At 46.7% G+C, this 20,414-nt stretch carries 20 protein-coding genes; 7 read left to right on the top strand and 13 right to left on the bottom strand.

Annotated features, from left to right (window positions below; all coding sequences use genetic code 11):
- Positions 1-180: 180 nt before the first annotated feature.
- The gene (gene envZ, locus OCV50_RS00640) at positions 181-1,479 is read right to left on the bottom strand and encodes a two-component system sensor histidine kinase EnvZ (protein WP_261903420.1); all 1,299 of its coding nucleotides are present in this window, start codon (positions 1,477-1,479) and stop codon (positions 181-183) included.
- A gap of 147 nt (positions 1,480-1,626) precedes the next feature.
- A complete protein-coding gene (gene ompR / locus OCV50_RS00635) occupies positions 1,627-2,346 on the bottom strand; it encodes an osmolarity response regulator transcription factor OmpR (RefSeq protein WP_032551125.1) in 720 nt (239 codons plus the stop codon).
- A gap of 161 nt (positions 2,347-2,507) precedes the next feature.
- Between ompR and greB the strand changes: the two genes are divergently transcribed.
- Together greB and OCV50_RS00625 are read left to right on the top strand one after the other, a co-directional pair.
- Entirely contained in the window at positions 2,508-2,981 is a 474-nt protein-coding gene (greB, locus tag OCV50_RS00630) for a transcription elongation factor GreB (RefSeq protein ID WP_239842225.1), read from the top strand.
- Positions 2,982-3,661: 680 nt separating this feature from the next.
- On the top strand, positions 3,662-5,983 hold the full coding sequence (locus OCV50_RS00625; protein ID WP_261903419.1) for a Tex family protein: 2,322 nt from the start codon (positions 3,662-3,664) through the stop codon (positions 5,981-5,983).
- Between the two features lie 174 nt (positions 5,984-6,157).
- On the opposite strand, the gene OCV50_RS00620 is transcribed toward OCV50_RS00625, so the two are convergent.
- A complete protein-coding gene (locus OCV50_RS00620; protein ID WP_032551121.1) occupies positions 6,158-6,631 on the bottom strand; it encodes a hypothetical protein in 474 nt (157 codons plus the stop codon).
- Between the two features lie 174 nt (positions 6,632-6,805).
- Positions 6,806-7,582 (bottom strand): pimeloyl-ACP methyl ester esterase BioH, encoded by a 777-nt coding sequence (bioH, locus tag OCV50_RS00615; RefSeq protein WP_261903418.1) that lies wholly within the window; start codon positions 7,580-7,582, stop codon positions 6,806-6,808.
- Between the two features lie 91 nt (positions 7,583-7,673).
- On the opposite strand from bioH, the gene OCV50_RS23290 reads away from it, so the two are divergent.
- The 5 genes from OCV50_RS23290 to OCV50_RS00590 all read left to right on the top strand — a co-directional run bounded on the left by OCV50_RS23290 (position 7,674) and on the right by OCV50_RS00590 (position 13,367).
- Positions 7,674-8,396 (top strand): ComF family protein, encoded by a 723-nt coding sequence (locus OCV50_RS23290; protein ID WP_315974615.1) that lies wholly within the window; start codon positions 7,674-7,676, stop codon positions 8,394-8,396.
- Between the two features lie 109 nt (positions 8,397-8,505).
- Positions 8,506-9,090, top strand: coding sequence for a Fe-S biogenesis protein NfuA (nfuA, locus tag OCV50_RS00605; RefSeq protein ID WP_032551117.1), 585 nt, complete (start codon positions 8,506-8,508; stop codon positions 9,088-9,090).
- 268 nt (positions 9,091-9,358) lie between these two features.
- Positions 9,359-9,922, top strand: coding sequence for an ADP compounds hydrolase NudE (gene nudE, locus OCV50_RS00600; protein ID WP_239842221.1), 564 nt, complete (start codon positions 9,359-9,361; stop codon positions 9,920-9,922).
- Positions 9,923-9,932: 10 nt separating this feature from the next.
- Positions 9,933-10,760 carry a 3'(2'),5'-bisphosphate nucleotidase CysQ gene (cysQ, locus tag OCV50_RS00595; RefSeq protein ID WP_152467963.1) on the top strand — a complete coding sequence of 276 codons (828 nt, stop codon included), beginning with the start codon at positions 9,933-9,935 and terminating at the stop codon, positions 10,758-10,760.
- A 171-nt stretch (positions 10,761-10,931) separates the two neighbouring features.
- Positions 10,932-13,367 carry a cadherin-like domain-containing protein gene (locus tag OCV50_RS00590; protein WP_261903416.1) on the top strand — a complete coding sequence of 812 codons (2,436 nt, stop codon included), beginning with the start codon at positions 10,932-10,934 and terminating at the stop codon, positions 13,365-13,367.
- 80 nt (positions 13,368-13,447) lie between these two features.
- On the opposite strand, the gene OCV50_RS00585 is transcribed toward OCV50_RS00590, so the two are convergent.
- The 9 genes from OCV50_RS00585 to gspF all read right to left on the bottom strand — a co-directional run bounded on the left by OCV50_RS00585 (position 13,448) and on the right by gspF (position 20,414).
- Positions 13,448-14,227, bottom strand: a complete 780-nt coding sequence (locus OCV50_RS00585; RefSeq protein WP_261903415.1) for a type II secretion system protein N — start codon at positions 14,225-14,227, stop codon at positions 13,448-13,450.
- A gap of 1 nt (position 14,228) precedes the next feature.
- Positions 14,229-14,717 (bottom strand): type II secretion system protein M, encoded by a 489-nt coding sequence (locus OCV50_RS00580; RefSeq protein WP_261904098.1) that lies wholly within the window; start codon positions 14,715-14,717, stop codon positions 14,229-14,231.
- Between the two features lie 20 nt (positions 14,718-14,737).
- Positions 14,738-15,964 carry a type II secretion system protein GspL gene (gspL, locus tag OCV50_RS00575; protein ID WP_261903414.1) on the bottom strand — a complete coding sequence of 409 codons (1,227 nt, stop codon included), beginning with the start codon at positions 15,962-15,964 and terminating at the stop codon, positions 14,738-14,740.
- Entirely contained in the window at positions 15,933-16,964 is a 1,032-nt protein-coding gene (gene gspK / locus OCV50_RS00570) for a type II secretion system minor pseudopilin GspK (protein WP_239842216.1), read from the bottom strand. Before gspK ends, gspL begins: the two co-directional genes overlap by 32 nt.
- Positions 16,957-17,643, bottom strand: a complete 687-nt coding sequence (gene gspJ / locus OCV50_RS00565) for a type II secretion system minor pseudopilin GspJ (RefSeq protein WP_239842215.1) — start codon at positions 17,641-17,643, stop codon at positions 16,957-16,959. Before gspJ ends, gspK begins: the two co-directional genes overlap by 8 nt.
- Positions 17,630-18,004, bottom strand: coding sequence for a type II secretion system minor pseudopilin GspI (gene gspI, locus OCV50_RS00560; protein WP_261903413.1), 375 nt, complete (start codon positions 18,002-18,004; stop codon positions 17,630-17,632). Before gspI ends, gspJ begins: the two co-directional genes overlap by 14 nt.
- Positions 17,991-18,617: a type II secretion system minor pseudopilin GspH gene (gene gspH / locus OCV50_RS00555; RefSeq protein ID WP_261904097.1), complete on the bottom strand. Its 627-nt coding sequence runs from the start codon at positions 18,615-18,617 to the stop codon at positions 17,991-17,993. Before gspH ends, gspI begins: the two co-directional genes overlap by 14 nt.
- Before the next feature lie 29 nt (positions 18,618-18,646).
- Entirely contained in the window at positions 18,647-19,090 is a 444-nt protein-coding gene (gene gspG, locus OCV50_RS00550; RefSeq protein ID WP_032551109.1) for a type II secretion system major pseudopilin GspG, read from the bottom strand.
- Positions 19,091-19,190: 100 nt separating this feature from the next.
- A complete protein-coding gene (gene gspF / locus OCV50_RS00545; RefSeq protein WP_261903412.1) occupies positions 19,191-20,414 on the bottom strand; it encodes a type II secretion system inner membrane protein GspF in 1,224 nt (407 codons plus the stop codon).

Below are 20,414 nucleotides of genomic sequence, written 5' to 3'. Positions count from 1 at the left end.
GTAGCAAGGCTTCCACGTGGAAGCCTTTTTAGTACACGTTACTTTCATCAATCAAGAGAGAGATTCCCTACTCGTTCGTTCCTCACGATAGAGAATGACGTTTGTAGATAACGCCATCATCCCCGAGAGGGAAGAATGACCGAATCGGGGATCTATAGCCGTCCCCGATACTCACTAGAATTACGACTTAACCGGAAAACTGATCTGCGCTTTCAAACCACCTTGGCTGCGGTTATTCACCACCACAGCACCCTGATGTTGACTGACAATACGCTTCACAATCGCCAAGCCTAAGCCAGTACCCTCACTACCACGCGCGGTATCGCCTCGGGTGAAGGGTTCAAACAACTTACTGATCTGATCTTGCGGAATACCGGGGCCATTGTCCTCGACCGTCACCCACGCCAATTTATTATCTGCAGTCATGCCCGTTGTCACCTTCACCCAACCATTACCGTAACGTAGAGCATTAACCACCAAGTTACTCACGGCACGCTTAATCGCAATTGGATTCCCGAGAGCAGGCTTCATGGATGTCGATATATCCGTTTCAATCTGCACCTCATAGCCGCCCTCAGAGCTTGCTACCTCACCGGCGATATCTTCTAAGAACACCGCTTGGAATGAGTTCCGATCAACCGGTTTAAGGTAATCCATAAACTGACTGATGATCTCGTTACACTCTTCGGTATCACTGATAATACCCTCGGCTAAGTAGCTGTCTTCTGGTGACATCATCTCTGTTGCCAAGCGGATACGAGTCAATGGCGTGCGTAGATCGTGGCTAATACCCGCCATCAACAGTGCTCTGTCTTCTTCTAGCTCTTGAATGCCTTTCGACATCTGGTTGAAGGCACGAGTTACTGAGCGAATCTCTTGTGCGCCTTGCACTGGTAGCGGTGGTGGGATATCACCACGCCCAACGCCTTTCGCAGCTTTCTCTAGCGCAATCAATGGGCGATTTTGTAAACGGATAAACAACCAGCCACCAGCAATGATCAACAGCGCCATGATCAAGCTATTTCGAAACAGTGGCGCAAAGTCCTCTTCTTGTAGCTCAGAAAGTGGGATTCGAATCAAGGAATTAGGTAGCTGCGCGATATCCATCCACAACACATAGCTCTCAGCACCTAAGATCAACCTCACCTCGGTCTCTGAACCCAGCTCCTTGGTCATCTCTTCACTCATTAGATCAATCGCGACAGCATGATAAAACTCACCCGCAGTATCACTGTCTTTAGCATGTACCGTCACCCCAAGCTGCTCCAATACCCGCTGACGCAATGGAGCATCCATCTCGATATCGAGGTCGCCTTCATCTAAAACCAAGTTCAACTCATGCGCTAAGATCTTATTGAACTGCTGCAAACTCGGCATCAAGGCGTAATTAAATACCGCGTAATAAGAGAATATTTGGCTGGCCACCAACAAGGTTAAAAAAAGAACGATAGATTGAGTAAAGGAGCTACGTATACGCATAGAAAACCTAAAGTGAAAGGTAGAGAAACAGAGACATAATAGAAACTATAACTCTAAACCACTGTTCTGAATATAAAACGGGCCATCACATAAGCATGAGATGACCCGATAATAATCACGTTTCAATCACGAGTGTGACAGATAGAGCTACACCGCTTTTCCATCTGGAACGAACACGTAACCTAAGCCCCACACCGTTTGGATGTAGCGTGGCTTACTTGGATCTTCTTCAACAAGGCGACGCAGGCGAGAGATCTGAACGTCGATAGAACGCTCCATCGCTGAGTACTCACGGCCACGAGCCATGTTCATTAGCTTATCGCGAGACATTGGCTCACGTGCATTAGTTACCAGTGACTTCAATACTGCAAACTCACCCGAGGTCAGAGGCATCGGCTCTTCTCCACGAAACATCTCTCGAGTACCTAGGTTCAAACGGAATTCACCGAACTCAACCACAGACTCTTCCGTGCTTGGTGCTCCCGGTGCTTCAATCACTTGGCGACGCAGTACCGCTTTGATACGTGCCAACAACTCACGAGGGTTAAATGGCTTCGGTAGGTAATCGTCGGCACCCACTTCTAGGCCAACAATGCGATCAACTTCATCGCCCTTAGCGGTCAGCATCAAAATCGGCAACATGTTATTGGCATTGCGCAGACGACGACAGATTGAAAGGCCATCTTCACCTGGCAACATCAGGTCCAATACCATTAAGTGGAAGTTTTCACGGGTTAACAGGCGGTCCATCTGCTCACTGTTTGCCACGCTACGCACTTGAAAGCCTTGCTCAGACAAGTAGCGCTCCAGCAATGCACGAAGGCGCGCATCGTCATCGACCACTAAAATTTTGTAGTTTTCTTGCATGTAATGGTTCCACCTATTAAAACTCAAACTTGAAGATTAAGTATTCTTTTTAGACATTGAAAATGTAACATTCTTGGAGAAAATGTCGCCTAAAGAATTGTTAACGTATGTTGCCTTTCTATATATTCTATCTTAGAACATGATTTCACTAAGTCAGAGTTATGAAAACAAACTTAATTACTCGTGAGGGCTATGAAAGACTCACTAAAGAGCTGAATTTCCTATGGCGAGAAGAGCGCCCAGAAGTGACCAAAAAGGTAACTTGGGCAGCAAGCCTAGGCGATCGCAGTGAAAACGCAGACTATCAGTACAACAAAAAACGCCTGCGCGAGATAGACCGCCGCGTTCGCTATTTAAGAAAGCGCCTCGACCAAGTCAAAGTTGTGGACTACTCGCCCCAACAGGAAGGTAAGGTCTTTTTTGGTGCTTGGGTAGAGATAGAGAATGATGATGGCGATACCAAAGCATTCCGTATCGTAGGGCCAGATGAGATCTATGGTGGCGTCAAAGACTATGTCTCGATCGACTCACCGATGGCACGTGCGCTGCTAAAAAAAGAAGTGGATGATGAATTCACAGTACGCACCCCAGAGGGTGACAAAGAGTGGTTTGTGAATGCGATTCGCTACCAATAGCAGGTACTTTTCACTGCTCTAGATAAAAGGAAACCCCGTGAGACTTGCGCCTTACGGGGTTAAGTTCTTTCGTAGCCTTCCTGCCACTATTTATCTCATTGAGATAAGGTGCTCCCTGCATCTTTCCTTGATATTGGCTAAATCCTTTAACCGATTTCCTTTTGTCATCGCCATCCTAGCGGTGTCCATGCTTGCCTATCATCCTGACGGGCCAATCTCATCCAGAGATATTCACTTTCATCAGCATCAGTAACCATCCTAGCCACATCAAACTCAATCAGTGTTTTACATCCTTGCTGACCACTCATCCTAAGCAATCAAATCTTCATCCTGAAGATACCTAATCCGTTAGGCTTTTTCCTGTTCCTGCCAACTCCCTGTCGACAAGGTAAATATTACGCGAAATCCGATGGCATCCCAGATATCTGCCAACAAAAAATGGTATGACATCGATCACACCGTAATTACAACCATTAAATATCAACAACTTACAATCAATCGTAGCAAAAACAGCATGAACAAAGAGATTTAGTCGCACATCACTTGTAAGAGATCTCTCACAAAGGGTATGTCAGATCGGGAAATCACCGAACAAACAGGAAATTGACTTAGCAGAGCTAGAAAAAGCTAAGGTTAACCCCCATATATGTGGGCACGATAATCAAAAAGAGATTCAACGGATGAGCCAAGCTATCTGTAGACAGATCGCTCAAGAGCTGAGCGTTCGCCCCGATCAAGTGACCGCAGCAGTTACCCTAATCGACGACGGTAACACGGTTCCCTTTATTGCACGTTACCGTAAAGAGGTGACGGGCGGCCTTGATGACACCCAATTACGTAATCTAGACAGCCGACTTTCTTATCTGCGTGAACTCGACGATCGCCGTCAAACGATCCTCAAATCTATTCAAGACCAAGGCAAACTGACCGCTGAGCTTGAAAAAGAGATCATTCAAGCCGACAGCAAAACCCGCCTTGAAGATTTATACCTACCTTACAAGCCTAAGCGCCGAACCAAAGGTCAAATCGCGATTGAGGCTGGCCTAGAGCCGCTCGCAGAGACGCTTTGGAACGAGCCACAACACGATCCAGAAAACGAAGCATCCCGATACCTAAACAGTGAAAAAGGCATTGAAGATACTAAGACCGCACTGGATGGGGCACGTGCAATCATCATGGAACGCATCGCAGAAGATGCAAACCTGCTTGAGAAAATCCGTCAGCACCTGACGCGTAATGCAGCACTAGGTGCGCGAGTGGTTGCTGGCAAAGAGCAAGAAGGCGAGAAGTTCAAAGACTACTTCGAGCATGATGAAACGCTGAGCAAAGTGCCTTCACACCGTGCTCTAGCCATGCTGCGTGGTCGTAATGAAGGCTTCTTAACCTTAACCATGAACGCAGACCCAGAGCAAGAAGAGGGCGTGCGTGGTTCTTACTGTGAAAACATCATTTCTGATCACTACGGTATTACTCTGAGTAGCGCGCCTGCCGATGCGTGGCGTAAGCAAGTGATCAGCTGGGCATGGCGCATTAAAGTGTCTATGCACATGGAAACCGAGCTGATGGGCGCAATGAAAGAGCGCGCAGAGATCGAAGCAATTGAAGTATTCGCGACCAACCTAAAAGATCTGTTAATGGCAGCTCCGGCAGGTCCTCGTGCAACGTTAGGTCTCGATCCTGGCCTGCGTACTGGTTCAAAAATTGCCGTCGTTGATGCAACGGGTAAAGTGCTCGCAACCGAAACTATCTACCCTCACCCGCCGCAAAAACAGTACGACAAATCGGCTCATATCGTTGAGCAGATGGTGCGTCAATTCAATGTTGATCTGATTGCGATTGGTAACGGTACCGCTTCACGTGAAACTGACAGCTTTGTGGCTGACGTGATTAAGCGCGGTAACCTAAAAGTGCAGAAGATCATCGTTAGCGAAGCTGGTGCATCGGTTTACTCAGCGTCTGAGCTTGCAGCCAAAGAGTTCCCGAATATGGACGTATCTTTGCGTGGTGCAGTATCGATTGCTCGTCGTCTACAAGACCCATTGGCAGAGCTAGTGAAGATTGACCCGAAGTCGATCGGTGTTGGCCAATACCAACACGATGTGAGCCAAACCATGCTCGCGAAACGCCTAGACGCGATCGTCGAAGACTGTGTAAACGCCGTCGGTGTTGACGTAAACACCGCCTCTGCCGCGCTTCTGACTCGTGTTGCTGGCCTATCTAGCACTATCGCACAAAACATTGTTGATTACCGAGATGAGAATGGCCGCTTTGAAGCGCGTACCACGTTAAAGAAAGTCGCGCGCTTGGGGCCAAAAGCTTTTGAACAGTGTGCTGGCTTCCTGCGTATCATGGGTGGCAAAAACCCACTCGATGCCTCAGCGGTTCACCCTGAAGCTTACCCTGTGGTAAAAGCAATCTCTGAGAAGAACAGCAAAGACATCAAGACGCTGATCGGCGACTCTAGCTTCCTAAAAGGCCTTCATGCAATTGATTACACCGATGACAACTTTGGTGTTCCAACTGTAACAGACATCATCAAAGAGCTAGATAAACCGGGCCGTGACCCGCGTCCTGAGTTCAAAACGGCGACCTTTGCGGAAGGCGTTAACTCTGTGTCTGATTTAGAGCCGGGTATGGTTCTAGAAGGCGTTGTTTCTAACGTGGCTAACTTTGGTGCCTTCGTGGATATCGGTGTTCACCAAGACGGTCTGGTACACATTTCAGCACTGACTGACCGCTTTGTCTCAGATCCACGTGAAGTGGTGAAAGCGGGCAACATCGTTAAAGTGAAAGTGATGGAAGTCGACGTGCAGCGTAAACGTATCGCGCTAAGCATGCGTATGAAAGACGAGCCGGGACAAGATAACCGTGCACAGCGTTCATCAACCCCTCGCTCTCAAGGTCGTCAATCGCAAGGCGGTCAACGTCGTCGCGAGGAGCCACAACAGAACGGTGCTATGGGTGGTGCATTTGCTGCTGCCTTTGCTAAAGCAAAGAAATAGCGAGTCACGCTAAGGGAGTGAGCAGCTAAAAACGCTTTTGGATCATCATAGACCTAAAGCTATAAAAGCGCTCTCTTAGAGGTAAAGCAGCCTCCTAAAAAACAGAAAACCTGCATCGCCACTGGCATGCAGGTTTTTTATTAGGTTCAAAAAGGCTTGGCGATATTGACTGCGCTAAAGCACAACCAATACCTCAGATGGCTTATGAGGCGCAACAGCATGGCCATAGTGATACTTAATGACCTTACGTCGTTGTTCCATCTGCCCTTCTCGAATCGCCGCATCAAGAATGTGCTTGGGCAATCGAAAACGCATGGTGTAACCCTTTCCCTGATCAGCACTATAACTACTCAGTGCCAATAAGCTGAACAACCTATCAAATGGATCCTTAGGCTCTTCTTGGTTTACCGCATTTATTTCCTGCTCGTTATCCATCTCATAACCGGGATGGTCAGAGGGATCCCAAGCTGATTGCTGCCTTCGTTTATCGTCCGATTTAACCTTGCGCTCTGCATTAGTTTTGGCCAACGCGACGGCTGGAGCAACGGGCTCTCGAACTCTATTTTCACGCGCAACTTGCTCAGTTTGCACATTAACGGATGGGGCGATCAGTGGCACACTTACTGCCGTTGCAGGTGACACAATCATTGCGAACTCTCCTCAAGAATCGCCCATCGCTATTGCCATGACACCATTGAACTTAATAAGTACAACAGGCATAGCCCAACTTACTGTGTTCTGCTCAGGTGAGAGAGAGGGCTGAGCATCGTTCAGTGCCTTGGTTAGATTATATATCGACCACGTTGCTTATAATTTTAGCAATTATTTCTCAGCGAAGCTGATCAGTTCACAACAGAAAGCGTCCGCTTCTGTCATAAACGGCGCATGCGAAGACTGGGTAAAGATGTATTGCTCGGTGTTTGGTAGCGCTTTTTCTAACTCTTTCGCTACTTTAATCGGCACCAAGCCATCTAATCGACCATACAAGCGCAACATAGGAACAGTGAGCTCTGGCAAACGTTCACGCAAGTCAACATCGGAAAGCATTTTAAGCCCAGCGAGTAGAGAGTCTGGATTCGGTAACGGACGCGACAGTACCGCTTGCTTTAACTGTTTCACATCCTGCCTTGCCGATGGGCTGCCCATCGCTTGCAGTGCCATAAAACGCTCAATAGTGGTTTGGAAATCTTCCACCAGCTGCTCGGTAAAGTTGGTTAGAACGTTAGGTTGAATACCGCGCCACAGGACCGGCTCTTTGGCTGCCGCAAATTTCGGAGAACTGGCTACCGTCACAAGCTTAGAGACATAATCTGTATGATGTAGCGCCATGTGAGTTGCAACTAAACCACCCAGTGACCAACCGACCCAGATCGCCTGCTTTGGCGCCTCTTCCATCAACTGCTCGGCAATACTCTCAAGCGTATCAGCATGGCAATGACTGCTGTGACCATAACCCGGCAGATCAACCACATGGACACGGAACTGGGTCTCAAGTGCCGTTACGGTTTGTTGCCATACCGCGCCATTCATTCCCCATCCATGAACCAAAACCAAATCTGGGCCTTGGCCAGACACATGCCAATACAGTTTGTCGCTCATCTCGTGATTTTCCCTACTATTCTCATCCAACCATGATGACCATTCTCACTAGGCTAATAAACCCAATATCATCAATGTACTCTTGCACGCTATGTTATCTGATTGGCTCCAAAAACACACACCACGCTTGGTCACACCACAATGCCATCTGTGCAAATTGCCAAAGTTACCTTTAGATACTCATCCCAAATGGTGCAATAGCTGTCTCTCTCATTTCTCACCACAACACCGCTGCCAACGTTGTGGTATCAAGCTCGATATTAATGCCATAGTATGTGGAGAATGCTTAAAAAAACCACCGCCTTGGCAAAGGCTGTATTGTGTCGGAGACTACGATTTTCCGCTCAGCCACTACGTCCATCAAATGAAATACAGTGGTCAATTCTGGTTGAGTCGGGATTTAGTCAAACTCCTAGTAGCTCAAATCGACCACCCTGCTCCTATCATTACTAGCGTCCCATTACACTGGCAGCGCTACATTCATCGAGGTTTTAATCAAAGCACCTACCTTGCCAATGCTCTAGCACAAGAGCTTAACTGCCAAAGCCTTACGCTATTTCGTCGCCGACGTGCAACGCCAACTCAACAGGGGCTGAGTAAAACACAGCGCCAACGCAACCTACGCAATGTTTTCTCTTTAAGAAACAAGGAAGTGATGAAAGTGATAGCAAAAGGCGACGTCCATGTTGCAATAATCGATGATGTTGTCACCACAGGCAGTACTGTGTATCAATTATGTCAATTGCTGCTTGAAGTGGGCGTTAAAAGGATTGATATTTACTGCATCTGCCGCACTCCTGAACCCGCGACTTAGTCAATTTCCCACGAAACTTGTCTATCAATTCAGCAAAAAAGGGCTGAATTACCGCTCCGACAGGAGTAGAATGGCAGTAATAGCCTACAAATTTACTCAGGTATTCGTCGTGTCAAATATTACTATTACAGAAACAGCTCAAACTCATTTTGCTAATCTGCTTTCACAGCAGCCAGAAGGGACTAACATCCGCGTATTCGTGGTAAACCCAGGCACACAAAATGCGGAATGTGGTGTTTCTTACTGCCCTACAGATGCGGTAGAAGCATCTGATACTGAACTAGCATTTGAAGGCTTCTCTGCTTACGTAGATGAACTAAGCCTACCATTCCTAGACGAAGCAGAAATCGACTTCGTTACAGACAAAATGGGTTCACAGCTAACTCTTAAAGCACCAAACGCGAAAATGCGCAAAGTTGCTGATGACGCACCTCTTCTAGAGCGCGTTGAGTACGCAATCCAGACTCAAGTAAACCCACAACTAGCAGGCCACGGCGGTCACGTAAGCCTAGTTGAAATCACTGACGAAGGCGTTGCTATCGTCGCGTTTGGTGGTGGTTGTAACGGTTGTTCTATGGTTGATGTGACTCTAAAAGAAGGCATCGAGAAAGAGCTTCTACAACAGTTCGAGGGTGAACTAACAGCTGTTCGTGACGCTACTGAGCACGATCGCGGTGAGCACTCTTACTACTAATCACACCTAAGATTAGAGACCAAGGCTGATGTGAAAACATCGGCCTTTTTGTTTTCTACGCACCTGCTGACCGATAACTCTGCCAAACCAAGCTCTCCCCTTCTTAAACTTCACCAATAAAATCAATAGAATGGCGTTCTAATCTATACGACTGCCATTGCAATCGCTTCCCATTCAATAATTCCATGATATAAAAACTCACCTCTAGGAAGTCACCGCCATTTCCCCTATATTAGAAAGACTTCCCAAAAAGCTAAGGAGCGAGCGCATGACAAAAAGGACCAAGCCAGAAATCTTGGCTAAGCAAACTGTCGCTCAATCAAAACTATTTTCTATTGAATCTCTCGACCTCAAGTTTTCTAACGGTGAACTTCGAACCTATGAACGCATGAAACCAAGCGGTCGCAACGCAGTAATGATGGTCCCAATTACTGAGCAAGGTGACATCCTATTGGTACGTGAATACGCGGCAGGTACAGAGCGTTATGAACTCGGCTTTCCGAAAGGTCTTATCGATCCGGGTGAAGCACCCAACGAGGCTGCAGTAAGAGAATTAAAAGAAGAGATTGGTTTTGGCGCTCGCAAACTCACGCCACTCAAGGAAGTGATTCTCGCCCCTTCTTACTTTTCGAGCAAAATGACCCTGTTCATTGCCGAAGATCTCTACCCAGAACAGCTAGAAGGTGACGAGCCAGAACCACTGGATATTGTGCGCTGGCCGCTGGCACAAGGAGAAGAACTGCTCACGCATCTCGACTTCTGTGAAGCCCGCTCCATTACCGCCCTATTACTGGCTCTTCGACTACTAAAACAACAATCTGACGAAGAGTAAGAGACTTTTTATGCCAATGACAAAAGATTTATCCCACTTATTGCCTTCCGTGATTGAAGTTGCGCGCTCTGCAGGGCAACTCATCCTTGAGATATACGAGAAGAAAGATTACGAAGAGTACACCAAGAGTGACGATACCCCCGTCACCAGTGCTGACCTTGCGGCGCACAAGCTGATCTCACAAAGATTAAATGAACTGACCCCTGATATCCCAGTATTGTCGGAAGAAGCTGCAGATATTAGTTTAGAAAAGCGCTCACAATGGGATCGCTACTGGTTGGTAGACCCACTTGATGGTACCCAGGAGTTCATCGCACGCAGCGGCGATTTTGCCACCATCATCGCGCTGATTGAGCATAACAAACCCGTAATGGGCGTGGTCTATGGCCCTGTTTCTGGCGTGACTTACTACGCCTATGACGGCAAAGGCGCGTGGAAGATTCCAGATCTGAACGACAGCGTGAAGATCAAGACTCATCGTCATGAGCTACCGAATCAGCCAATTGCGATGGCGATCAGCCGCCGCCAAGATATCAACCGCATCACCAGCCGTATGAGTCCGAAATGGAACTACGACCTGGTACCACTTGGTTCTGCAGCCTTGAAAGCCTGCTTAGTTGCAGAGGGTGCGGTGGATTGTTATCTACGATTAGGCCCAACTGGCGAATGGGATACAGCTGCAACCCAGTGTATCGTGGAAGAAGCCGGCGGACGTATTCTCAGCACCCACCTAGAGCCACTGTCATATAATGAACGCGAAACCTTAGAGAATCCAAACTTCATCGTACTCGGCGACGCCGACCTACCTTGGGAAGAGATCTTACAAGGTAAAGATTAGTCTTATCAATTACATACAATAGAGACTTTACTCTCAATCTCACATATCGAATGTGAATAAAGTTCGATAGACAACCATTTGTTATGCAAGCGGTTTGATGTTAATTCCATTCCTATTTATAAACACGACTTCATAATAAATAGGAATGGATACTCCATGAAACGTCTTAGTTTGCTAGCTAGTTCCATCGCTCTCATTCTATCAGGATGCGGTAGCGACAGCTCAGATAGTAGCCCACAAACACCACCAAGCTCATCATTTGAAATCAACTCCACCGCAAGTACAACTGCTACAGAAGATATTCAATACCAGTATCAACTGTCGACAAATCACTCAAAACCCGTTGCATACTCGGTAACTAATATCCCTACGGGTATGGATTTAAGCAGTGAAGGGGTGCTCACATGGACACCACTAGAAGGCGTCCTTACATCTGGTGAGATTACCGTTATAGCAGTCGCTTCAAGCGATGCAAGCCTATCAGATAGTCAAACATTTACAATTACTGTGACTCCTGTCAATGACACTCCAATAGCTGGAACACCATTACAGCTTAATACGAATGAAGATGTCGCTCTTACTATTTCTCATGCCACTCTTCTAAGTAATGTAACAGATGTAGACTCTGACAATCTGACGATCACTAACTTATCAATTGATAATCCGGCGATCACTATTACCGAAAACAGCGATTCTATTACTCTTACAGCATTACAAGATTACAATGGAGGTGCGAACTTATCTTTCAGTGTTTCAGACGAAGAGTTCACTATCAACAATAGTGGCGTTGTATTAATTACAACTATCAACGACCCTGTACAAGTTGAGTCTTTTTCTAGTTTAAGTGTAGAAGCTGGAGAATCACTCTCTTATCAAGTGCAAATCACCGACCCAGATGATGAAAACAATGGCTCTGATATTCTGTTTTCCTTGAGCAATGCGCCTAATGGACTATCTGTTTCAGAGACTGGGGAACTGACGATATCTTCTTCTGTTGTCGCCTCAACCATTCACGACGACATCGTTTTGAAGGTTCAAGATGGCTTAGAAGATGGCGCCGTAATTGCGCAAAACACTTTCAAACTCTCTGAACTGTTCTACTACACGGTGCAAGGTGAAGTCTCTAGTTATTATGAGAATACAGCGATTGAAGATAGCGTCGTCAAAATTTCGAATAATGGGGCTGTTTTAGCCGAAGGGAATTCTGACACATCTGGTAAGTATAGTATTAAGGTATTAGATACTGATTTAGATACCAGTAAAGCCATTATTGTATCGGCTGATGCGGTAGGTTTTTCTGAAGCTTCAGAATCCAAGCAATATTCAGATATCGGTACGGCAATAAACTTATATCTACCGACAATTCACGCAAATGTTAGCTTCGATAGTCAAGTCGCTTCAGATCTAAAAGTCGATAATGAAACTCTTGTTTCAGTAGAAGCTCAGAGCTTTGTGAACGCGCAGGGGGAAGCCGTAACGGGACAAATTAGTTCCGAACTATTCGTAATCGATCCATCGTTGGATATTGATTTGATGCCTGGCGAAATGGTTACTGAGACCCCCTCTGGGGAAATAGTTCCTATTGAATCTTTTGGTGCGATCACTGCAACCTTTACTGATAGTGACGGTAATGGTCTCCAATTAGCAGATGGTAAAACTGCACAAGTTAGAATCCCTGCGTCAGGTTCAAATCCACCAGCGACGATTCCACTCTTCTATTACGATGAAGTACAAGGTATTTGGGTAGAAGAAGGGACTGCTACTTTAGAAAATGGATTCTATGTTGGGGAAGTCGCTCACTTCACAACATGGAATGCCGATAGAGTTTATGAAACTATATACATTAATGGTTGTGTCGTTGACAAAGAAAACCAACCCATTGCTAATGCAAGAATTCGCTCGGAAGGTATTGACTACAATGGCAGTTCATCTGCCTATAGTGATGTTCAAGGTAACTTTAGAATACCGGTTAGACAGAATAGCAGAGTGCTAATCTCTGCAGAAAGTCAGTATCAAAGTCGCACAGAAACTATTCACACCGGCTCACCTAATACGCATGAGTGCTTAACTCTTGATGATGCTACAACTAAGATCCAACTTACCTGGGGACAAAGCCCTGAAGACTTAGATACGCACTTCTATGGTCCAAATGGTGAAGATGATCGATTCCACGTTTACTATAATAGGAACTTCATTCAATCTGGCAACAATATCTTCTTAGATGTTGATGATACAAGTAGCTACGGCCCCGAAATAGTAACCGTTCCTGACTTTACTATTCCTGGAACCTATCGTTATGGCGTATACAACTTCTCTAGAACTGGCGAAATTCAACGTCGAGAAACAAAAGTAGAAGTCATTTTAGATGGCATTCGTACTGTGTTTACTCCACCAGAAGGTAACGCTGAACTATGGTGGCATGTATTTGAAATTGAAGTTAATGATAACCTCAGCTATAGCCTAGTTCCAATAAATCAATGGTCAACAACCGACCCTGATTCCGCTGCTACTCCTGCTGCTCGCAGTAGTAGCCAAGTCCTCAAATCATCTCAGCCAACACAAAGCTACGCAGAAAAAATGCTAGAAAGTAAATACTACGCTGACTAGTGTTCCCCCCTGATGAGCAAAGGGCGATAGAATTTGATTCTATCGCCCTTTCTTTTCTAATGTACTATTGAATAATAGCCCTACAAACGCCCTTGATAAGTAAACTGGTACTTACCTTGATTGTCTGGCTTGCCTAGCCAACGTAATTGGCTCTGCATCGCTTGTGGGAACTCTGCGCCCGGTTTAAACCATGCGCTGGTTGCGTAGCGGCGGTTTGGCGTTAAGCTCGCTTCAAATTCGCTCTCAACTTGCACGGTTTTCTGCGCACCTTTTGCAGCAATCGTATTATCTTGGCAGGTTACATCGGCGATCACTGGACCAAAATCCAAAGAGCCTAACGGTGTATCTGCGCCTGCGCCTGACCAAGCTAGAGTGCCTTCACCGGTTTGACACCAAGGCTGCCCTTGTTGAAGATGCTTGATCGTCAATTCCACCTGACCTACAGCGGTAATCGGCACTGGAATATTCGGTACATACTTCATTACGTCTTCAGCTGGCAATGATGCTACCAAATTCTGCGCGTAGGCACCGTTCATGCTGTAGCCGACATAGCCCTTGCCACGCAAGTTCATGTCGCTATCACGACCGAATCGAACCGCGAGCTCTGCCTTACCTTTGAAAAGCTGGCTGAACTGAAAGTCCCACTGTACTGAGCCATAATTAACACGCTGCCAAACGATATTGCTGGCACTGCCTTGCCAAATAGAGCCTTGCACACCATCAATTTGCAGCCCTCTCACCTTAGGCGCATGCTTAAGAGCAAACGATGCTGGTAGATGCAAAAGCAGACTGACAGAAAAGAACACGATAAAAATGGCACTAAAAAGTAAGCCATATTTTAGAGAAGATCCTCGCTTCACACTAACCTCGCTTGAACTGTAATCGTTTGACTTCAATCACGCCCGGCGTGTCACTGCGGTCAATATCCATGAATTCGACTTCAACACCTTGCTGCTCTTTAAGATAAGTCAGCCAATCAACAAACTGATTAAATGGGACAGGTTTAACCCACACTTGCAGCATTTCGCCACGAGGTTGCACTCGAATTAACTCAATCTTAAAACGACGCATTGAAGCCGGGACCGAGCGGTTCAAAGGCTCAGCGCTTTTTGCACCACCACTGCCACGCAGTTCAACGATTTCATCTGCTTTATTGCTAACCCAAGCCAGCAATTGTTTTTCACTTTGAATACGACTTTGCGCCAGTTCTGCGCGAGCATTGAGTGGTTGCAGCACCCCCCAATAAATTGCGCCAAGAATCAGCAAAATAGAGCCCCCAATAACGAGCCTCTGTTCGCGTTGACTAATCGATGTCCACCACGCTTGGAGTGGCTCAATCATATTTCTCATCATTGATCTCCTAACGTGAGTTACTGTAATGGTTTAAGAGTAAAGCTGCCGTACACCGCATCACCGTTACGGTTCAATGGCCCTTGCTCGACTGAGAACTTCTCCGCCAGCTTAGTACGGGCGGTCTCAAAGTGTTGGAAGTCAGAGCTTTTCGCTTGCAGGCGCACTTCAGAACGATTGCCATCATAGCGGATACTTTCCACTTCAATGGACGTCACTTGTCCAAGCGTGCCTGGTAATTGAGTCAACCAACCAAGCAGGGTTGCGCCATCACTGGAACCACCGTATCGGTTCGCTTCTTCGTTCATCGTGCGCTTAAGATAACTCACGCTTGGAATCTTGCGTTTACCCGGCAACACCTGACGGAAAATACGCTCACTCTCGGTACGATATGCCTGAGCTTCCGCTTCATAGCGCTGTACTTTCAGAGTCTGTTGGGTTGCGATAACCGCAATCAACAAACACGCAGCTATCGCCACCTTTTGCCAAATCTTCCAGTACTTAGTGAATGAAGACTTGGTTTTAAAGCGTCCTGTAAGCAAGTTGATACCGCTAACAATCGCTTGTTGGCTAAGTACTGACATCACCAATTCTGCTGGTTTAGCCTGCCATTCAACACCGCTTTGTTGTTGTGCTTCTTCGTCTGGCAGTGCGGTGTAGCTCAAGATGGTCGGTTTGGTATCGTCTTCCGTAGTCAGCCAATCGCTGTTTAAAAACATCGGTAGCCAGGCTTGGCGAATAGAGACTGCTTGAAAAGTGTTTTGACGCAACAACCATTGGTCATCAATCTGCAGCGCAGTCACCCCTTCAGCCTCAACAGGAAGTGCAAGCGTATCTGGCAATACTTTGCGAATAGTAATCCCATTCTCAGAAAACGCACTCATAACCTGAGTGAGCCATTGATGTTCAACACCACAAACTACTGCCGAATCAGCGCCTTTATCTAAAATGGTAAAGTGCAGGTCCTCAATATCCTGAGCGACTTCATCTTCTAGAAGAAATGGCAGCATTGATTCGAACTGACGCGCTGCGCCTTTAGGAATCTCAATATTTTTCAACAGGCAATCATTGCCCGAGAGTAACGCGATACAGGTCCGTTTCTCAGCATAGGGTGTCAGCTCATCAAGCTGTTGCCAGCTCGCAAGCTCACCACTTGCAATCACTTCTTGCTGGCTTGTCGACCAAACTAACCACTGCACAGGGCTCTGTGGTTCGCTACTCAGTCGAACGGTCAGAAACTCGCTCACTGATTCCTCCAAAGCGACGGCGCACTACCGTCACTGTTTCTCGATTACTACTATAAAAGAGAGTGCGAATTCGAACTCGCGACTTCTCCACTAATACTTCGGCATCCAACTCGAAGTAGCTACTATCTACCGCTAAATACCCTTTGGCTTTCTTGGTCACATCAGCACTGACGCTTGATAAATTGGACTCAGCTAAGAAATCATCAATGCTATCCCAACCATCAAAGGGACGGTTTTCAATCAACGCCTTGGCGTCAGATTCACTCAAGTTTGGTGCAAACATCGCTTCCAGAAGTGGCGCCTGTTTCACCGATAATGTATTCACGTTCAAACGCCAGTCATCACTTGGCAAAGCACATACATAAGGGCGCACCTTATCCATCACCTCACCACTCACTTGATACACAGCTCGCAGCTCCGACTCGTCAGCAATCAAACCATTGGCCGCTAAATAAGACGGCTTCATCGCTTCGTAAGTACTGTCCTCGACACCCACTGACGAAACACTGCGTGTATCCTCATCGACAAATTCCCATGTCGAGTTAGCAATCACTTCTGCTTGGTAAGAATCGACTTCGAGATTCTCTAGCAAGGTTTGCCACACGGACACCAAATAAGGCGATGTGTTATCGGTAGTGCTAGCAACGGATTTCAGCGCATTCAAGTTCAGACACGCCTGACCATCTCGGATATGCCCGACCACTTGACCATAATCGAGTGGATAAACCTGCTCTTCTAACGCCCATGGCTGACTTAAGTTAATGGTATCGCTATCTTTATAGCTCTGTTCAATACCGACCTTGGCCAGGGCTTCAATACCAATACTGTACCAATAAGCCTGCTGATAATTGAGCTGATTACCGACACGTTTAAACTGAGTGAACAGCCTTTCAGACATGCTACCTGCAATCGTCGCCATGATCGCGAGCAGCATCAGTATTACGATCAACGCAACACCGCGTTGCTTGTTAGGTTTCCCTGCTGAATATCGTTTAACCATTGTTGCCCCCACTGGATGAGGAACTGTCACTGCTGTCGCTAGTATTAATCGTGCCACTTGGTGTGAGGTAGATACGCTCAATCTCACCATAATCTTTAAGGGTCAATTTGAGCTTAACCGCTTTTGGCAGTGCGCGATCGGTTTGCCACTCTTTTAGCCATGAACTTCCGTTGTAGAACTCTAAGTTAAAGGCTTCAATTCCTTCGAGCAGTGGTGTCACCACACCTTCCTGTCCGGTTGGGGTATCAGGATAGCGCCACCATACTCGTTCAAGCGTCTCTTCCTTGATGCGATAACCGACTTTCGTCACTTCCCCTCTTGGGAACTGCTGTTGTGGGTTATGCCAACCCAAACGAGTAAACATCACACCGATAGTGTCTGAATCGAGCAAGTACTCCTGCATCAAGATCAGCTTAGATGATGCTTCTTCACCATTAGTGCGAAACTGACGTTGCGCCATTTGGCGAAAATCATTATCTAAAATGACCAAGCTACGCTGCAGTGCATTCAATCGAGCACTACGTTCTGTCGAAACTTCATTACTGCGTTGGACCTGGTTGACCACCTGATACGCTGCCACGCTCAGAGTGGCAAATATCGCGATCGAGACCAACACCTCAATTAACGTAAAGCCCTTTGTTTTACTACGTGCAGCGCAAACGCGTTTATTTTGAGACATAACTGCGTACCGTCACTACAGGTGATGCATTCTTGCTGGTTGCCACACTGACATCAAAAGCCTTCAATAAATTATCGCTGGTTGCCACTGGGGTGACGGTCCAAAACCAATCTCGCTCTGCGAGCTTTTGGGTTCCCTGTGTCTTTTTCAGTTTCTCAGGGTGTAGCATCACCATCGCCATTTGATTATCGACGACCATGGCTGCAAAGGTCTTCTCTTCTAAATAACTAAGCGTATTGATGTGTTGGGTAACCGCGCGAATCACGCTGATCGCTGCAGTCGCAAAAATCGCCAACGCCACCAACACCTCAAGCAGGGTCATACCACGCTCGCGCTTTGAGATTAGATTATTCCTCTTCATCTTCTTCTCCCGGTTGAAGCAGACGAATAACCCCATTTTCTTGCACTCGGATACGCCAACCATCTTGCAGCGAATCACCTGTATTTGGGTAGAATGAGAGGGTAAAAGGCGTTAGCTCGGCACTCGACAAGATATAAATTTGAGGAGGACGTGGTTTTTTCTCTTCTCCCAGATCAGCAAACATGTCTTCATCAAAAAGACTACCTGGATTAAACAGGCGATCGTCGTCTTGCCATGCACCACCACCAAGCTTCAATGAAAGAGACAGCTCTTCTGGTAGTTCAGTGGTTGAAGGAATCTTTTCAAACTCCACTTCCTGCCAACCTTCAGAGTTCAAGCTCATCAGAACATAAGTGGATTTTTGTTCATCAACACGAATACCAAAGTCTAAACCACTTAGGATCGCTTCTTCATTAAGCAGCTGTACACGTTGATAAAAACTGTGCGCGTATTGCTTAGCGACATCTTTGGCATTGGTTGGAATCGTGGCGATCACCGCCACTGCAGTCAATGACAGTAATACGAGAACCAGCAGAATTTCTATCAAAGTAAATCCGCGCGCGCGCGTTGTGCTGCGGGATTGAACAGAGTTTCTCACGTTTCGTATTACCATCACGACATGCGTTCACAATAAGCGAGTGCTTATTGGAAGTCTTGCATGTTCCAGTTACCGATATCTGCCGCAGCACCTTCACCGCCTTCTTGGCCGTCAGCACCTAGCGTGAAGATATCAATCGTGCCGTTATCACCAGGGCTCACGTATTGGTACGCGTTACCCCAAGGGTCGTTTGGTAGACGCTTGATGTAGCCGCCATCACGGTAGTTACGTGGCTCTGGGCTGCTTGGCTTTGAAACCAGCGCGTCTAGACCTTGATCGGTTGTTGGGTACACGCTGTTATCTAGCTTGTACATATCAAGTGCGTTCTCTAGAGCAACGATATCAGTGATCGCTTTCTGTTGGTCCGCTTTCTCTTTGTTGCCTAGAAGATTTGGCACAACAAAGCTCGCCAAAACACCTAGAATAACCACAACCACCATTACCTCTAGTAGGGTAAAGCCGGATTGCTTTTTGATTTTATTTTTCATTATTTTCTCCAAATGACAGCCGGAAAGTTTAGCAGACGCGCCTCTCTCCGAATCTTAAAACTCATAAAACACTTACAACTATTACTTTAAGGCAGCGAGATTACCCGCTCATTAAATTGTTCATCTCCAGCATTGGCATCAGAGTCGCCATTACAATAAACAGCACTAGACCTGCCATGAGTGCAATCAGTGCTGGAGTAAAGATACCCAAGGCAATATTCACCGTCGACTCAAAGCTTTGATCTTGGTTATCGGCCGCACGAGTCAGCATTTGCTCTAACTGACCACTCTGTTCACCACTGGCAATCATGTGCAGCATCATTGGTGGAAACAGCTTAGTCTGATCGAGTGCCTTTCTAAGGCTCGCACCTTCTCGCACATTATCTGAAGCCTGTAAAACCTGCTGTTTCACATGGTGGTTAGACATAACATCAACCGCCACCTTCATCCCCTCTAGAATAGGGATTGCACTTGAAGTACAGATAGACAAGGTACGTGCAAAGCGCGAGGTGTTAATACCTTTAGCAATCTTACCAATCAGTGGAATACTCAGCAGCTTTCGATCCCAGCTCAAACGAATCGATGGTTTCTTGAGTGCCGTTTTCACCAACACAACAAAGCCAACGATCAATAAGAACAGTTGGATGCCCCAATTCTGAATGAACTCACTGGATGCCAACAAGAACTGTGTTGATTGAGGTAACTCTTGCCCCATCTGAATGATCGGTTCAACAATCTTAGGCACTACGGTTGCTAGCAAGAAGGAGACAATCGTCACCGCAAATACCACCAGCACCACAGGGTAGATCATTGCCTGCATCAACTTAGAACGCATCTTTTGACGATTCTCGGCGTAATCGGCCAAGCGCTCTAACACCGCATCAAGGTGACCGGATTTTTCACCGGCTGCCACCATGGCACGAAACAGTTCATCGAAGATATGAGGATAATCAGCAAGGCTATCGGCTAAGGTATAACCTTCCGTCACCTTAGAACGAACCGCCAGTAACATAGTACGAATACGCGGCTTCTCTGACTGCTCCGCTACCGCCTTCAAACACTCTTCAAGTGGCATACCTGATTGAACAAGTGTCGAAATCTGTCGAGTAATCAAGGCAAGATCGGGCGTGCTGATACCGCGCTTAAACCCCGTAGAAGGCGCACTGCCTCCTTTGCTGCTTTTTGCTTTGGCTTCAGCCATTTCAACAGGCATCAAGCCTTGCTCTTTGAGGCGCTGACGAGCTTGACGTGCATTGTCCGCCTCTATTGAGCCTTTCTTGGTTTTACCCTTAGCGTCGAGAGCTTTGTATTCAAATGCAGCCAT

This window comes from Vibrio fortis (genome assembly GCF_024347475.1).
In the GTDB taxonomy this organism is placed as follows: domain Bacteria; phylum Pseudomonadota; class Gammaproteobacteria; order Enterobacterales; family Vibrionaceae; genus Vibrio; species Vibrio fortis.
Note: the sequence above shows the minus strand (reverse complement) of the source record. Positions and strands in the feature narration are given on the sequence as shown.

Coding starts and splice junctions, on each gene's coding strand:
- OCV50_RS00580 (WP_261904098.1), bottom strand. CDS start 14,717: ATGAGAAATATGATTGAGCCACTCCAAGCGTGGTGGACATCGATTAGT.
- gspH (WP_261904097.1), bottom strand. CDS start 18,617: ATGGTAATACGAAACGTGAGAAACTCTGTTCAATCCCGCAGCACAACG.
- gspJ (WP_239842215.1), bottom strand. CDS start 17,643: ATGTCTCAAAATAAACGCGTTTGCGCTGCACGTAGTAAAACAAAGGGC.
- ompR (WP_032551125.1), bottom strand. CDS start 2,346: ATGCAAGAAAACTACAAAATTTTAGTGGTCGATGACGATGCGCGCCTT.
- bioH (WP_261903418.1), bottom strand. CDS start 7,582: ATGAGCGACAAACTGTATTGGCATGTGTCTGGCCAAGGCCCAGATTTG.
- OCV50_RS00625 (WP_261903419.1), top strand. CDS start 3,662: ATGAGCCAAGCTATCTGTAGACAGATCGCTCAAGAGCTGAGCGTTCGC.
- greB (WP_239842225.1), top strand. CDS start 2,508: ATGAAAACAAACTTAATTACTCGTGAGGGCTATGAAAGACTCACTAAA.
- nudE (WP_239842221.1), top strand. CDS start 9,359: ATGACAAAAAGGACCAAGCCAGAAATCTTGGCTAAGCAAACTGTCGCT.
- OCV50_RS23290 (WP_315974615.1), top strand. CDS start 7,674: ATGTTATCTGATTGGCTCCAAAAACACACACCACGCTTGGTCACACCA.
- gspI (WP_261903413.1), bottom strand. CDS start 18,004: ATGAAGAGGAATAATCTAATCTCAAAGCGCGAGCGTGGTATGACCCTG.
- OCV50_RS00620 (WP_032551121.1), bottom strand. CDS start 6,631: ATGATTGTGTCACCTGCAACGGCAGTAAGTGTGCCACTGATCGCCCCA.
- cysQ (WP_152467963.1), top strand. CDS start 9,933: ATGCCAATGACAAAAGATTTATCCCACTTATTGCCTTCCGTGATTGAA.
- gspK (WP_239842216.1), bottom strand. CDS start 16,964: ATGGTTAAACGATATTCAGCAGGGAAACCTAACAAGCAACGCGGTGTT.
- gspG (WP_032551109.1), bottom strand. CDS start 19,090: ATGAAAAATAAAATCAAAAAGCAATCCGGCTTTACCCTACTAGAGGTA.
- gspF (WP_261903412.1), bottom strand. CDS start 20,414: ATGGCTGCATTTGAATACAAAGCTCTCGACGCTAAGGGTAAAACCAAG.
- envZ (WP_261903420.1), bottom strand. CDS start 1,479: ATGCGTATACGTAGCTCCTTTACTCAATCTATCGTTCTTTTTTTAACC.